The 15,577-nt window shown below is 69.8% G+C and carries 8 protein-coding genes; 5 read left to right on the top strand and 3 right to left on the bottom strand.

Annotation, left to right across the window (positions count from 1 at the left end; genetic code table 11):
* Window positions 1-32 precede the first annotated feature (32 nt).
* The 4 genes from OG598_RS03435 to pulA all read left to right on the top strand — a co-directional run bounded on the left by OG598_RS03435 (window position 33) and on the right by pulA (window position 7,708).
* A complete protein-coding gene (locus tag OG598_RS03435) occupies window positions 33-422 on the top strand; it encodes a hypothetical protein (RefSeq protein ID WP_112675108.1) in 390 nt (129 codons plus the stop codon).
* Between the two features lie 97 nt (window positions 423-519).
* A complete protein-coding gene (locus OG598_RS03440; RefSeq protein WP_328652979.1) occupies window positions 520-1,194 on the top strand; it encodes a hypothetical protein in 675 nt (224 codons plus the stop codon).
* 215 nt (window positions 1,195-1,409) lie between these two features.
* Window positions 1,410-2,102 carry a cellulose binding domain-containing protein gene (locus OG598_RS03445; RefSeq protein ID WP_328652980.1) on the top strand — a complete coding sequence of 231 codons (693 nt, stop codon included), beginning with the start codon at window positions 1,410-1,412 and terminating at the stop codon, window positions 2,100-2,102.
* 110 nt (window positions 2,103-2,212) lie between these two features.
* On the top strand, window positions 2,213-7,708 hold the full coding sequence (pulA, locus tag OG598_RS03450) for a pullulanase-type alpha-1,6-glucosidase (protein ID WP_328652981.1): 5,496 nt from the start codon (window positions 2,213-2,215) through the stop codon (window positions 7,706-7,708).
* Between the two features lie 109 nt (window positions 7,709-7,817).
* Here pulA and OG598_RS03455 read toward each other — a convergent pair whose 3' ends face one another.
* The 3 genes from OG598_RS03455 to OG598_RS03465 all read right to left on the bottom strand — a co-directional run bounded on the left by OG598_RS03455 (window position 7,818) and on the right by OG598_RS03465 (window position 13,397).
* A complete protein-coding gene (locus OG598_RS03455) occupies window positions 7,818-9,479 on the bottom strand; it encodes a hypothetical protein (RefSeq protein ID WP_328652982.1) in 1,662 nt (553 codons plus the stop codon).
* 294 nt (window positions 9,480-9,773) lie between these two features.
* Entirely contained in the window at window positions 9,774-11,576 is a 1,803-nt protein-coding gene (locus tag OG598_RS03460; protein WP_328652983.1) for a right-handed parallel beta-helix repeat-containing protein, read from the bottom strand.
* Window positions 11,577-11,915: 339 nt separating this feature from the next.
* Entirely contained in the window at window positions 11,916-13,397 is a 1,482-nt protein-coding gene (locus tag OG598_RS03465; RefSeq protein WP_328652984.1) for an aminopeptidase P family protein, read from the bottom strand.
* 132 nt (window positions 13,398-13,529) lie between these two features.
* Here OG598_RS03465 and asnB point away from each other — a divergent pair, with 132 nt between their 5' ends.
* Window positions 13,530-15,491: an asparagine synthase (glutamine-hydrolyzing) gene (gene asnB, locus OG598_RS03470; RefSeq protein WP_091405235.1), complete on the top strand. Its 1,962-nt coding sequence runs from the start codon at window positions 13,530-13,532 to the stop codon at window positions 15,489-15,491.
* Window positions 15,492-15,577: the final 86 nt, after the last annotated feature.

Below are 15,577 nucleotides of genomic sequence, written 5' to 3' on the forward strand. Positions count from 1 at the left end.
GACCCGTGCGGTGACCGGCAATTGCTGTGACCGTGAACGCCTCCACGGATCTTGACACGTTGGCCGACTTCTTCGACCGGTACGGCGTGGCGTTGACCTCAGGCGACCTGCCGGCCATCGCCGGCTGCTACGCCCTGCCGGGGCTGGTGGTGGCCGACACCTACAGCTTCTCGTTCACGTCCGCGGCGGCGGTGGCGCTGTCCTTCGTGGGCGCCGCACCCGACTACCAGGATCGGGAGTTGGTAGCGGCCCACGCCCGGATCGAGGACGTGCAGCCGGTGTCCGCGCTGTTGACGATGGTGGCGGTGGAGTGGGAGTTCCTGGACAGCCGGGGGCAGGCGGTGCCGGGGGAGCGGTACCGGTACCTGCTGCGTATCTCGGATGACGGACCACTGATCTGCACTGTCGTCCGGACGGGCTGACCGACGGGGGCCGGTCGGTCCGATCCGTACCCGCCCGGTTTCCGGTCCGTGCGGCGCTGGCTACGCTGTCGCGTCGGTGGGGACGAGGGGAGACCTGATGGCGGTGCGGCCGGACGGTGCGGCAGATTCACGGGCGGCGCGGGTGTTGGCGTCGGTGCCGTGGATCGTGGTGCTGCTCGGTGTGTGCGCGCTGGTGGTGCTCCTGGTGATCGCGCTGTTGTCGTTTCGGACGAGGGAGCGGGACACGCCGCCGCAGGCCGCGCCTCCGGCGTTCCTGCCGACCGTGCCTGCCGCCGCCTCGGCAACCGGTGGGCCGACTCCGGCCGCTGTCGAGCGGCGCTCGGTGTCGCCGCGACCGTCGCGCAGCAGTCGGACGCCGTCACCGCGGGCCACCGTGACCGGCTCGCCGACTCCGGGGCGGACGAGCGTCCTGATGGCGCCGTCGGCGGACGACACGGTCAGCGCCCGCTACGAGGTCGGTTCGAACGGCTGGGACGGTGACGCGGCGGTGTTGGCGATCGCCAACGAGTCGAGTCGGTCGATGGACTGGCAGGTGGAGTTGGTGTTCGACGACGACACCTGGACTCTGCGAGTGAGTGATGACTCGGGCGTCTCGGTGCGGGGGCGCGGGCACGGGGAGTTCGTGTTGCGCGGCACCCGTTCGCTGGATGCGGGTGACTCTCGGACGCTGCGGCTGCGCGTCGGCTGGGGTGACTCGGCGCAGCGACCGGTCAAGTGCACTGTCAACGGCGTCGACTGCCGGATCGGCTGAGCCAGCCCCGCACCGCTAAACCGCCACACCGCCGCACCGCCACACCGCTAAACCGCCACACCGCCGCACCGCCACACCGCCGCACCGCCACACCGCCGCACAGCTAAACCGTTGCACCGCTGGACCGCCGCACCGCTGGGCCGCCGCGCCGCCAAGGCTTTCCGGGCCGGGCCGCCGATCGCTACGCTGCGCGGACGGTCCGCTGAAGGAGGTACATGTCCGGCATGCGCCGTGTTCCGCGCCCGCCACACGGTCCGGTGGCGATCGCCACGTCGCCCTGGATCGTGGTCGGCGCCGGTGTCGTCGTGATGGTGGTCCTGCTCATCGTGGCCCTGGGCGCGTACCGGGGACGTAGCCCCGCGCCGGACGGCGCGCAACCGCCGGCGCTGCCGGTGCCGTCCGCGGTGGTGGCACCGAGCGTGCCCACCTCGGTGCCGTCTCCGGCGCCGGTGCTGCCGGGGATATCCGGCCGTGCGAGTGGGCTGCCGCCGAGCGGCGCGGCCGGGTCCGGGTCACCATCGGCCGACCCGACTGTCGGTCCGATCGAGAAGCCGCCGGCGACGCGGGCCCCGAGCCGGGCTGCGCCCGAGCAGCCGGCGATGACGGGGCGGTACCGGGTGGTGCAGAGCTTCGACGGCGGTTTCATCGGCGAGGTGGCGATGGTCAACACGTCCACCCGGAGCCGCGGTTGGACGGTGCGGTTGGAGTTCTCCGGTGGACGGCTGGTGACCGCCTGGGTGGAGGGCGTCCCACAGGGGACGGTTCGCCAGTTCGACGACGGCTTCACGTACGTCAGCGGGGTCGACGTGTCGCCCGGTGGTTCGGTGTCGTTGCGGTTCCACATGGAGCGGGCGCCCAGCACTCCGCGGGAGTGCACTGTGGATGGAGGTCGCTGCAGCGGGCTCTGAGCGGCGCTTCCGCAAGGATGCTGCTTTGTTGCGACCGTGTTTGCAAGGTATTGCAGAATGTTTCGGCAAGGGTTAGCGTGCGGCCAATCAGCGACCAGAGGAAGGCGTCGATGAAACCCCCGCCGATACCGCGCACCGCCCTGCTGGCCCTTGTCTCCCTGCTCACCGTCACGCTCGTCGGCGCTCCGGTCGCCGTGCACCCCGCCGCCGCGGGCCCCCGCCCGTCCGACGGCGCCCCACTCGCGATCGGCGGCGCGACCCAGTGGCGTGCCGAACCCACCGCCGAGGCGCTGCTGAAGGCCGGCGGCAACTCCGCCCGGGCCGAGCAGTTCTACTTCGTCCTGCCGGACCGGTTCGCCAACGGCGACCCCCGCAACGACCGGGGCGGCCTCACGGGCGACCGGCTGCGGACCGGCCTCGACCCGACCGACAAGGGCTTCTACCACGGCGGCGACCTCAAGGGCGTCATCGACAAGTTGGACTACATCCAGGGGATGGGCACCACTGCCATCTGGCTCGCCCCGATCTTCAAGAACCGGCCGGTGCAGGGTGCCGGCAACGACGTCTCGGCCGGCTACCACGGTTACTGGATCACCGACTTTACCCAGGTGGACCCGCACTTCGGCACCATGGAAGAGATGAAGCGGCTGGTCAAGCTCGCCCACCAGCGCGGCCTCAAGATCTATCTTGACGTGATCGTCAACCACACCGCCGACGTGATCAAGTACGCCGAGGACAAGTACGCGTACGTGGACAAGGCGACAGCGCCGTACACCGACGCGCAGGGCCGGGCGTTCGAGGACCGCAACTACGCCGACGGCTCCCGGGCGTTCCCGCCGGTCGACAAGGAGTCCTTCCCGTACACGCCGACGTTCGCCGAACCGAAGGACGCGAGCGTCAAGGTCCCGGCCTGGCTGAACGACGCCACCATGTACCACAACCGGGGTGACTCCACCTTCGCCGGCGAGAACAGCGAGTACGGCGACTTCTTCGGCCTCGACGACCTGTGGACCGAGCGTCCCGAGGTGGTCCGGGGCCTGACCAAGGCGTACGGGGACTGGATCGGCGCGACAGGCGTCGACGGCTTCCGACTGGACACCGTCAAGCACGTCAACATGGACTTCTGGCCGCAGTTCAGCCAGGGCATCGAGCGGGCTGCGGAGAAGGCCGGCAAGAAGGACTTCTTCATGTTCGGCGAGGTGTACAGCGCCGACCCGGAGATCAGCTCCAGCTACGTCCGCCAGGGTGGCCTGCCGGCCACCCTCGACTTCGCCTTCCAGGAGGCCGCGCGGGGCTTCACCGCCGGCGCCGGCTCCGCGAAGGCGCTCGCCGACGTGTACGCCCGCGACGACCTCTACGCCGCCCGGGACACCGACGCGGGCCGGTTGACCACCTTCCTCGGCAACCACGACATGGGCCGGATCGGATCGTTCATCGCCGGTGGTGGCAGCGACCCGGCGAGTCACCTGCGTCGTGACCAGCTCGCGCACCAGTTGATGTTCCTGACCCGTGGCCAGCCGGTGGTCTACTCCGGCGACGAACAGGGCTTCACCGGCCCGGGCGGGGACAAGGACGCCCGCCAGGACATGTTCGCGTCGACGGTTCCCGACTACCTCGACGACGACCTGCTCGGCACCGACCGTACGCACGCCAGCGACCAGTTCGACACGACCCACCCGCTGTACCGGACCATCGCCGACCTGGGCCGGCTGCGCCAGGCCCACCCGGCGTTGCGCGACGGCGTGCAGGTCACCCGCTACGCGGACGACGGGCCGGGCGTCTTCGCCGCCTCCCGGATCGCCCCGGCCGACCGCACCGAGTACGTGGTGGCCGTGAACAACGCCGACTCCGCGCAGACTGTCACTGTGGACACCTGGTCGGCCGGCGCCACCTTCACCGGCATCTACGGCGGCTCGGACAGCAAAGAGGCAAACGACAACGGCGAACTGACCCTCACCGTGCCGCCGCTGTCGGCGGCGGTGTACCGGGCCGGCAGCCCCATCGCACCGGCGGCCGACAAGCCGACCATCACCATCACCAGCCCGGTCCCGGACGCGGCGGTAGCCACCCGGGCGGCGGTCACCGCGCGGGTGACCGGCGACCCACTGGCCACCGTCACCGTCGCGGCGCGGGTGGCCGGCGGCCGGTGGACGCTGCTGGGCAGCGCCGACCACGCCCCGTACACCGTGCAGCACGACCTGACCGGCCTGGCCGGCGGCACCCGTGTCGAGTACAAGGCGGTGGTCCGCGACGGCCGGGGTCGTACCGCCACCGCCCGGTCCACCGCCGTGGTGGGGACTCCGGCGCAGGGCAGCTCCCGGGAGTGGGCGGTGGTGCACTACCAGCGTCCGGCCGGGGGGTACGACGACTGGGGGCTGTACGCCTGGGGGGACGTCGACCCGGCGTACGTCACCGAGTGGCCGAAGGGGCAGCCGTTCGCCGGGGAGGACTCCTACGGCCGGTTCGCCTGGGTGAAACTCAAGCCGGGCGCGACGTCGGTGAACTTCCTGGTTGTCGACAAGGCTGGTACGAAGGACGTCGCCCAGGACCGCAGCATCGACGTCACCCGGACCGGCGAGATCTGGCTCAAGCAGGGCGACCCGGCGATCTACCCGAGCAGGCAGGCGGCTGCCGGTGAACCGGAGCCGCCGGTCGAGGAGGGCACCGCCGTGCTCCACTATCGGCGGGCCGACGGCAACTACGACGGCTGGGGCCTGCACCTGTGGGACGGCGCGGCCAACCCGACCGAGTGGTCCGCCCCGCTGCGGCCGACCTCCGTCGACGCGTTCGGGGCGGTGTTCCGAGTGCCGCTGGCGGCCGGTGCCACCGGCCTGAACTACATCATCCACCAGGGCGACACCAAGGACCTGCCCGACGACCAGCGGCTCGACTTCGCCAGCGCCGGCCGGGAGGTGTGGCTGCTCGCCGCCACGCCGGGCCGCCTGCTGCCGTCGACGGCCACCACCGCCAGCGGAGACACCGACATCGGCAAGCAGAAGGCGCACTGGATCGACAGGTCCACAGTGGCGTGGCAGACCCCGCCGACCGACGGCAAGACGTACGCGCTGGTCACCGCGCCCACCGGCGGGGTCAGCGTGGTCGACGGCGAGCTGACCGGCACGTACACGACGTTGCCTCTGCGGGCGCAGCGCAACGGGCTCACCGAGGCCCAACGCGACAGGTTCCCGCACCTGTGGTCGTACCGTAGCTTCGCCCTGGACCGGGCGGACCTGGCCAAGGTCCCGGCGGCGCTGCGGGGGCAGCTGCTGGTCACCGAACGCGACGCCGAGGGCGCGCTGCTCTCCGCGACCGGCGTGCAGATCCCGGGCGTGCTCGACGACGTCTACTCCCGGGCGACCGACGCCACCCTCGGGCCCACGTTCGCGGGCCGGACGCCGAGCCTCGCGCTGTGGGCGCCGACCGCCCAGAGCGTGCGCCTGCACCTGTTCGACTCGCCCACCGCCGCGCCGAAGACGGTGCCGATGCGCCGCGACGACCGCACCGGCGTCTGGTCGGTGCGCGGCGACCACACCTGGACCGGCACGTTCTACCGGTACGAGGTGCGGGCGTGGCAGCCGGCGGCGCAGCGGATGGTCACCGCGTCGGTGACCGACCCGTACTCGGTGGCCCTCGCCGCCGACTCCACGCACAGCCAACTCGTCGACCTGAACGATCCGGCGCTGGCACCCCCAGGGTGGCGCACGCTGCACAAACCGGCACCGGTGCCGGCCGCGAAGGCGCAGATCACCGAGCTGTCCGTGCGGGACTTCTCCATCGCCGACGACACAGTGGCGGCCGAGCGGCGGGGGACCTTCCTCGCGTTCACCGACCGGAAGACCGCCGGCATGACCCACCTGCGGGCGCTCGGCGACGCCGGGGTCACCCACCTGCACCTGCTGCCGGCGTTCGACTTCGCGACGATCCCCGAGAAGCGGGCCGACCAGCGCGAGCCGGCCTGCGACCTGGCGGCGCTGCCGCCGGACTCGGCCGAGCAGCAGAAGTGCGTGGCGGCAGTCGCCGAAACCGACGGCTACAACTGGGGGTACGACCCGCTGCACTACACGGTGCCCGAGGGCGGCTACGCCGTCGACCCGCTCGGCGCGGCGCGGACCACCGAGTTCCGGCGGATGGTCGCCGGGGTGAACGACGCCGGGCTGCGGGTCGTCATGGACGTGGTCTACAACCACACGTCGGCGGCCGGCACCGACGCGAAGTCGGTGCTCGACCAGATCGTGCCCGGCTACTACCACCGGCTGCTGGAGGACGGCACTGTGGCCAACTCCACCTGCTGCGCCAACACCGCCCCCGAGCACGCCATGATGGGCAGGCTGGTGGTCGACTCGCTGGTCACCTGGGCCCGGCAGTACAAGGTGGACGGCTTCCGCTTCGACCTGATGGGCCACCACCCGAAGGCGAACATCCTGGCCGTCCGGGCGGCACTGGACCGGCTCACCGTCGCCCGCGACGGCGTGGACGGCAAGGCGATCATGCTCTACGGCGAGGGCTGGAACTTCGGCGAGGTCGCCAACGACGCTCGTTTCGTCCAGGCCACCCAGGCCAACATGGCCGGCACCGGCATCGGCACCTTCAACGACCGGCTGCGCGACGCGGTGCGCGGCGGCGGGCCGTTCGACGCCAATCCCCGGGTGCAGGGTTTCGCCTCCGGGCTCTACACCGACCCGAACGGCGACGCGGTCAACGGGTCACCGGCCGAGCAGAAGGCCCGGCTGCTGCACGCCCACGACCTGATCAAGGTGGGGCTCACCGGCAACCTGCGCGGGTACCGGTTCACCGACACCGCCGGGCGTGAGGTCACCGGGGCGCAGGTGGACTACAACGGCTCCCCGGCCGGCTACACCGCCGCGCCCGGGGAGGCCGTCACCTACGCCGACGCGCACGACAACGAGATCCTGTACGACGCGTTGGCGTACAAACTGCCGCAGGCCACGACGGCGGCGGACCGCTCACGGATGCAGGTGCTGGCGCTGGGCACCGTGGTGCTGGGACAGGGCACCGGGTTCGTCACCTCCGGCACCGAACGGCTGCGGTCGAAGTCGTTGGACCGCAACTCGTACAACTCCGGTGACTGGTTCAACCAGATCCGCTGGGGCTGTGAACAGGGCAACGGGTTCGGTGCCGGTCTGCCGCCCGCGCCCGACAACGAGGACAAGTGGTCGTACGCGAAGCCGCTGCTGGCCGATCCGGCACTGGTGCCGGACTGCGCGGCGATCAACACGACCGACGCCCGGTACGCCGAGTTGCTGCGCATCCGGGCGTCGTCGCCGGTGTTCGGGCTGGCCACCGCCGAGCAGGTGCAGCGGCGGGTGGCGTTCCCGCTGTCCGGCGCGCAGGAGACGCCGGGTGTGCTGACCATGACCCTGGACGCCAGTGGGCTGGGCGGGCAGTGGAAGTCGCTGACAGTCGTCTTCAACAGCACCCCGTCGGCGACGGACCAGACGCTGACCGGACTGCGTGGAGCGGACGTGGCACTGCACCCGGTGCTTGTCGACTCGGCCGACCCGGTGCTGCGTACCGCCTCGTTCGACAGGGCGGCCGGCACGTTCACCGTACCGGCGCGCAGCGTGGCGGTCTTCGTCCAGAAGTGACGTGAACCGGCCCCCTTCCGCGTCTCGCGGAAGGGGGCCGGTCCGTTGTGCTGGCGCTACGCCGTCGTCACCCGAGGGTGCTGAGTCGTCGTCACCCGAGGGCGATCGATCAGGCGAAGCAGTTCTCGATCGTGCCGCCCGGGATGGCCAGGCAGTTGGTCGGACGGTTCGCGGTGATGGCGGACTTGTCGTCCACGTTCACGTCTCCGAAGAAGCTGAAGACACCGCCCGGCTCGAAGGTGGAGAAGTTGTGGGCGACCTTCGTCTTCGACAGGTTGACCTGGCCGAAGATGTTGAAGATGCCGCCGCCGACCCCGATCGGGCCGATGGCCCGGTTGCCGACAACCTCGCTGTCGCGCAGCGTGGTGACGCTGCCGACGTTGAAGAGCCCGCCGCCGAAGAAGCCGGCGGTGTTGTCCTTGATGCTGCTCTTCTCGAACGTGACCGCGCTGTCGAAGGCGATGGCCACACCGCCACCGACACCGGCGGTGCTGTTCTTCTCGATCGTGGCGTTGTGCAGGTTCAGCTGGCTGTCCGCCGCAGCGAGACCGCCACCGGCGAGAACCGCGGTGTTCGAGACGAACTTGGTCTCGTACGCCGTGGTGTTGCCCTCGATGTCGAGGTAGCCACCACCGAAGCCCAGCGTCTCGTTGTCGGTGATCTCGGCCTTCTTGAGCTCGACCGTTCCGCCGTCGACGTCGTCGCTGAAGATCCGCGCGGCCCCGTTGGAGATACCGCCACCACCGATGATGGCCGTGTTGTCCGTGATCTTCGACTCCTCGACCTTGAGCAGGCCGGCGTTGAAGACGCCGCCACCGAAGAAGAAGGCGGTGTTACGGGTGACGGTGCTGTGCCAGATCTTCGTGGTGCCGAAGTTGGCCACACCACCACCGTTGCCGCCCGACTGGTTCAGGACGACCTCGGACTCCAGGATCTCGGCGGTGCCACCCGGCTGAACCAGGATTCCGGCGCCGTCGGTGGCCTCCGGGTACTCCACGAGCGGCGTGACGACGCCCGCCTTCGCGGTCGGCGCGGCCTTGGGCGTCACCTTCGGCGTCGCCGTCAGGCCCGCCTTCGGGTTGGCCTGACGGGCGGTGAGCGCCTGGTTCAGCGGGACGCCCGCCTTCACCTGCGCCGCGATCGCCTCGGAGTCCGAGTACGACGCCCAGACGGCCGCCGGCTCGACGCTGTTGTACAGCTCCAGGGTCTGGCCACCCTTGATGGTCAGGCCCTTGATTGTGAGGTGACCACCGGCGCCGACGTTGAGGATGCGGAAGTAGTCCGCAGTGGCTTCCCGAGAGATCGTGGTGTGCTCGCCCTTGAGCGTGATCCGCTCGGTGATGACCGGCAGGCCGTTGCCCTGGTAGTCGTTGCGGGTCAGGTTGTAGGTGCAGCCCTTGGCCAGTTCCAGCACACCGCCGTGCTTGTTGTTGGCGAACACGATCGCCTGAATCAGCTTGTCGGTGTCGCAGGGCACCTCCTTCCCGCGCTCGTGGTCCTTGTCCTTGTCCTTGTCCCGGTTCTTGTCGTCCCGGTTCTTGTCCTCGCCCTTGTCCCAGTCGCGCGCCTCGTCACCTCGCTGGTCGCCGTCCTTGCTGACCTGCGCGGTGTTCCAGTTGAGGCCGACCGCTCCGGCGCTGCCCGCGACGCCCACCGCCGCGAGACTGATCACGCCCGTCAAACCGGCCACGCCACTGGCGAGCCAGAGCTTGCGGCGGCTCTTGGCCGTCGCCCGCCCGGAGGCTTCTTTGTTCGTTAGGTAGTTGGACATCGGAGCTCTCTGCCCTCTCCTCGTACCAGACAGGGTCGCCGCCGTCAGACGGGTGTCCCCTGCTACAAATCGGTTGTAGCTCCCAAAACCACCGTATGAGAAGGTTCCTCGCCTCGCGGGCTTATCCGAGAGAAGCCCACATTCGGTTCATGTTGCCCCCAGTAGGGCCCGGACCGACACGCGCCCGCCCAAGCCGGTCTGCACGCGCCTGACCTGCCCAAATGGGTACGCCCCTCCGAGCCGGTCACGGCTCGAAGGGGCGCGCCCTCTATGTGGTTCAGCCACCCGTTCCGGTCAGAAGCACCCGGGAACGTTCAGGCAGTTGGTGGGGCGGTTGGCGGACACCACGGACTCGTCGTCCAGCCGCACGAAGCTGAAGAGGCCGTTGGAGATCCCGCCGGGCGGCAGCGTGGCGAAGTTGTGCGTCACCTTCGTCCGGTGGAGGCTGACCTCGCCACCGTCGGTGTTGTAGATGCCACCGCCGCTACCGAACGGACCGACGGCCCGGTTGCCCGTCACCTCGCTCTCGCGCAGCGTGGTGACGCTGTCCTCGTTGTAGAGGCCGGCACCGAAGAAGCCGGCGGTGTTGTCACTGATCCTGCTGCTCTCGATCGTCGCGACGCTGTCGAAGGTCACGGCCAGGCCGCCACCCACGCCAGCGGTGCTGTTCTTGACCACCGTGGCGTCCTTGAGGGTGAGCTGGCTGTCGGCCACCGCGACGCCGCCACCGGCGAGGAGCGCGGTGTTGTCACTGACCGTCGTCTGGTGCAGCGTCGTGGTGCCCTCGACATCCAGGACGCCGCCGCCGAAGCCGAGCGTCTCGTTGTCGGTGATCTCGCTCTTGTAGACCCAGACCGAGCCGCCGTCGACGTCCTCCGTGAAGATCCGCGCCGCACCGTTGGAGATGCCACCGCCGCCGATGATCCCGGTGTTGTCCTTGATCTTCGACTCGTCGACCTGGAGTACGCCGGCGTTGAAGATGCCGCCGCCGAAGAAGAAGGCGGTGTTGTGCGCGACAGTCGTCTTGCTGAGCCTGGTGCTGCCGAAGTTGGCCAACCCGCCGCCGTTGCCGCCGGACTGGTTGTAGAGCAACTCGCTGTCCAGGATCTCCGCGCGACCACCGGGCTGCACCAGCACCCCGGCGCCGTCGGTGAACCCAGGCTGCTCAACCAGCGGAACCACCGCCGTACCGGCACCCACCGGCTTCGCCGCCGCGGCTACCGGCTTGGCCGTGGCGGCCTTGGTGGCAGTCGGGGCGGCCTTGGTTGCTGCCGCTGCGGGCTTTGCCGGCGCTGCCTTCGCGGCCGGCTTTGCGGGCGCGGCCTTGGCCGCGGCCTTCGCGGCCGGCTTGGCGGCGGGCGCCGCCGCGGCCGGTGGCTCGGCCACTGTCGAGCGGACCTGGGCCGAGTACGGCGCCCAGACCGTCGCCGGGTCGACGGTTATCGGGGACTGAAGGGTCTGGCCACCCCTGATGCTCAGGCCCTTGAGAGTGAGGTACCCGCCGGCGCCGACGTTGAGGATGCGGAAGTAGTCGGCAGTGGCTTCGCGGCCGATGGTGGTGTGCTCACCCTTGAGGGTGATGTTTTCGGTGATCACCGGGAGGCCGTTGCCGTCCTGGTTGCGAGTCAGGGTGTAGGTGCAGCCCTTGGCCAGCTCCAGCACGCCGCCGTCCTCGTTGTTGGCGAACGTGATCGCCTGAATCAGCTTGTCGGAGTCGCACGGGACCTGCTTGGTGCGGTCCTTCTCGTCGTGCTTGCCGTCCTTGCCGTTCTCGCGGTCCTTGCCATCCTTGCCGGACCGGTCGTCGAAGCCGCTCCAGCCGTCGCCGCTCCACTCGTCGTCCTGACCGCCGTCGTCCTTGGCGCCGTCCTTGTTCGCGCCGCCGTCGTCGCTGACGGTCTGCCGGTTGGTCGACGGCTGCGCGTCCGACACCTGGTCGGACTTCGGCTTGTCGTCCCGCGCGGCGACGCCGCCGAGGGCCGCCAGGCCAACCACGCCGGTCAGCCCGGCCACGCCGGCGACCCAGAGCGCCCGCCTTCGCCGTGTTGGCGGAGCTGTCGAGGCCCCGCCGTCGGTACTCGTTACGTCGTTGGACATCAGAGCCTTCCGCCCTTTCCTGCTACCAGACGGGATCGCACCGCCCGAGGCGCCACGACCAGCTACAAATGGGTTGTAGCCTCTGATCCACACCGTATGAGAACCATCTTCGCGATGCGGACTTATCCGAGACAACCACGCATTCGGCGCAGGTCAGGTGAGGGAGGCCAACCGGTCCGGGCCGGTGGAAAGGTCCCGAGCAGCGCAACACCGAACGTTGCTGGGGCTGGGGTGATCACGAAAGAAACCCCTGGCCGCCAGCCCTCAAGAAGGGGCGGCGGCCAGGGGTGGGCGGGCCAGGGGCGGGCTTGATCCGCCAGCCCCAGGCGGGCAGGCAGGCTAGCCGGGCAGGCGGGGGCCGGCTTCGCGCTGCTCGGCCAGCCAGGTCTCCACCTCGTCGGAGGTGCGGGGCAGCCCGGCCGACAGGTTGACCGCGCCGGTCGCGGTGACCAGCACGTCGTCCTCGATCCGAATGCCCACACCGCGCAGCTCGGCGGGGACCAGCTCGTCCTCCGGCTGGAAGTACAGACCGGGCTCGACGGTGAGCACGTAGCCCTCGCCCAGCGCGCCGTCGCGGTACGTCTCCTTGCGGGCGTTGGAGCAGTCGTGCACGTCGATGCCCAGCATGTGGCCGAAGCCGTGCAGCGTCCACCGCCGGTAGACGGTCGACTTCTCGTCCATCGCCTCGTCCACGCTCACCGGCAGCAGACCCAGCTCGGACAGGCCCTCGGCGAGCACCCGCATGCAGGTCAGGTGGACGTCCTTGAACTTCACCCCGGGGCGGATGGCCTCGATGCCGGCCTGCTGCGAGGCGTACACGATGTCGTAGACCTGGCGCTGAAGCGCGGTGAACCGGCCGCTCACCGGCAGGACCCGGGTGACGTCGGCGGTGTAGAGGTTGCGGCCCTCGACACCCATGTCCATCAGCAGCAGGTCACCCGGTCGGGTGGCGCCGTGGTTGTGCACCCAGTGCAGGATCGTGGCGTGCTCGCCGGCACCGACGATCGAGCTGTACCCGACGTCGTTGCCGTCGTGGCGGGCCCGCAGCGCGAAGACGCCCTCCAGCAGCCGCTCGGAGACCGCCCGGTCGGCCGGCAGGATCCGGGCGACATCCTCGAAGCCGCGCACGGTGGCGTCGATCGCGTCCTGGAGTTGGCCGATCTCCCACTCGTCCTTGACCAGCTTCATCTCCGAGATGGCGATGGCCAGCTCACGGTCCCGGGCCGGCTGGCCCTCGGTGCGGGGACCGTCGTAGGAGCGGACGGCCGCGTCCACCTGGGCGTCGAAACCGCGCAACACCCGGGTACGCCCCGGAGCCAGGTCGGCGAGCGTCGCCTCCAGGCCGGTCAGGTCAGCGGTGGGTAGGCCCAGCTCGGTCGACTTCTCGCCGAGGGTGTGCCGCCGGCCCACCCACAGCTCGCCGTTGCGGCTGCGGAAGAACTCGTCGGTCTCCCGGGAGGACCGGGGCCGCATGTACAGCGTCGCGTCGTGCCCCGAGCCGTTCGGGCGCAGCACCAGGACGCTGTCGGCGTCGTGGTCGCCGGTCAGGTAGGCGAAGTCGCTGCCCGGCCGGAACGGGTAGTCGGTGTCGTTGGCCCGGACCTTCTCGGTGCCGGTGGGGATCACCAGCGTCTCGCCGGGGAAGGCCGCCGAGATGGCCGCCCGCCGCTTGGCGTAGTTGGGCGTCTCCGGGCGGGGCGTCACGGGGAGCGCGGTGTCGCTCCAGCCCTGCCGCATGAAGGACAGGAACGCCTCCGGGAAGTCCGGATCGTGCGATTCCGTACCGTCCGTCGGCGTACCGTCGGTCTGTCCCTCGGTCATTGCGCCGCTCCCTCCGCTTCGTTGCTGGTCCCGACGGTACCGCGCGTCCGGTTGGCGGTAACGCCCCCTGGGAGTCGGGTGGATCGACGGACGGCTGCAAGGGCCGACAGCGCGCGTGGAAAGATGGCCACCATGTGCGGACTTCTGGCCTTCTTCAGCGCGAACGGCAACGCCGCCGCGCATCGCGACCACATCGCCGGAGCGTTGGAATGCCTGCATCACCGCGGCCCTGACGAGACCGGGGTCGAGGTGGTCGGCGACGCCTCCGGCCGGTACGCGGACGGCGTGTTCGCCCACAAGCGGCTGGCCATCATCGACGTCGCGTCGAGCCACGAGCCACTGCCCTACGCGAACGGCCGTTACCTGCTGACCTTCAACGGCGAGATCTACAACTACATCGAGCTTCGCGAGGAGTTGATCAGAAACTTCGGTGCCCAGTTCGCCACCGCCGGTGACGGCGAGGTGATCGTCGCGGGCTACCACTTCTGGGGTGAGCAGGTGCTCACCCGGCTGCGGGGCATGTTCGCCTTCGTCATCTGGGACCGGCAGGAACGCCGGGCGTTCGGTGCCCGCGACTACTTCGGCATCAAGCCGATGCACTACCTGGAGACCGCCGACGGCCTCTACCTGGCCTCGGAGAAGAAGGCGCTGCTGCCGTTCGCGCACAGCAACTACCAGGGCGACGCGGGCGTCGACACGGCGAACCTGAGCCACTACCTGACCCTTCAGTACGTTCCCGAGCCCGGCACCCTGCACAAGGGCATCAGCCGGATCGGCTCCGGGGAGTACCTGAACTGGACCCCGGGCGGCCGGATCGACGTACGTCGGTGGTACCGGCCGGTGTTCCGGCCGGCGCCGGTCGACGACGAGCAGAAGCTGTACCACGAGATCCGCGAGACGCTGCGGGAGAGCGTGCGCATGCACATGCGCTCCGACGTGCCGGTCGGCTCGTTCCTGTCCAGTGGCATCGACTCCACAGCGGTGGTGGCGCTGGCGCGGGAGTTCAACCCGAACATCCTTACCTTCACTGTCGGCTACGACGTGCCGGGTTACTCGGAGATCGACGTCGCCCAGGACTCGGCCCGGCACCTCGACGTCACCACGATCCCCACCAAGATCGGTCCGCAGGACATGATCGACGCGTTGCCGAAGATCGTCTGGCACCTGGACGACCCGGTGGCCGACCCGGCGCTGGTGCCGCTCTACTTCGTGGCGAAGAAGGCCGCCGAGCACGTCACAGTGGTGCTCTCCGGCGAGGGCGCTGACGAGTTCTTCGGCGGTTACACGATCTACCGGGAGCCGCTGTCGCTGGGCACCGTCAACGGTCTGCCCGGCGGTGTGCAGAAGGGGCTGCGCGCGGTCTCCAAGGCGATCCCGCAGGGGGTCAAGGGCAAGAGCTTCCTGGAGCGTGGCACCACCCCGATCGAGGAGCGTTACTACGGCAACGCCCGGATGTTCACCGAGGAGGAGAAGCAGCACCTGATGCGCCGCTACGACCCCTCGGTGCGCTACACGGACGTCACCGCCCCGATCTACGCCGAGTGCACGGAGCTCGACGACGTCACCAAGATGCAGTACGTCGACCTCTACACCTGGCTGCGCGGCGACATCCTGGTCAAGGCCGACCGGATCTCGATGTCGCACTCGCTGGAGGTGCGGGTGCCGTTCCTCGACCGGGAGGTCTTCGACGTCGCGGCGAAGATTCCGGTCGACCTGAAGTTGCCGCCGCGCTCCGACGCCACCAAGTACGCGATGCGTCAGGCGTTGCAGGGTGTCGTGCCGCCGGCCATCGTCAACCGCAAGAAGTTGGGCTTCCCGACCCCCACCCGGGTCTGGCTGCGCGGCGAGATGTACGAGTGGGCCCGGCACGTGCTCAGCACCTCGGGCGCGGGTGACCTGCTCGACCTGTCGTACGCGCTGCGCCTGCTCGACGAGCACAAGCGGGAGGAGGCCGACCACTCCCGCAAGGTGTGGACGGTGCTGATCTTCTGCATCTGGCACGCGATCTTCGTGGCCAAGACCCTCGACCCGGGTATCCAGCGCAACCAGTCCGCCCTGCTCACGAAGCCCGTGGTCGGCTCCATGGTCCGCTGACCCTGCCCCACCCTGTTGATCAAGAGGTTTGCGTCATCCGGAGCGGTTCCGGTGACGCAAACCTCTTGATCATTTCAGGGGTGGTG

The organism is Micromonospora sp. NBC_00330 (assembly GCF_036136635.1).
In the GTDB taxonomy this organism is placed as follows: Bacteria; Actinomycetota; Actinomycetes; order Mycobacteriales; family Micromonosporaceae; genus Micromonospora; species Micromonospora salmantinae.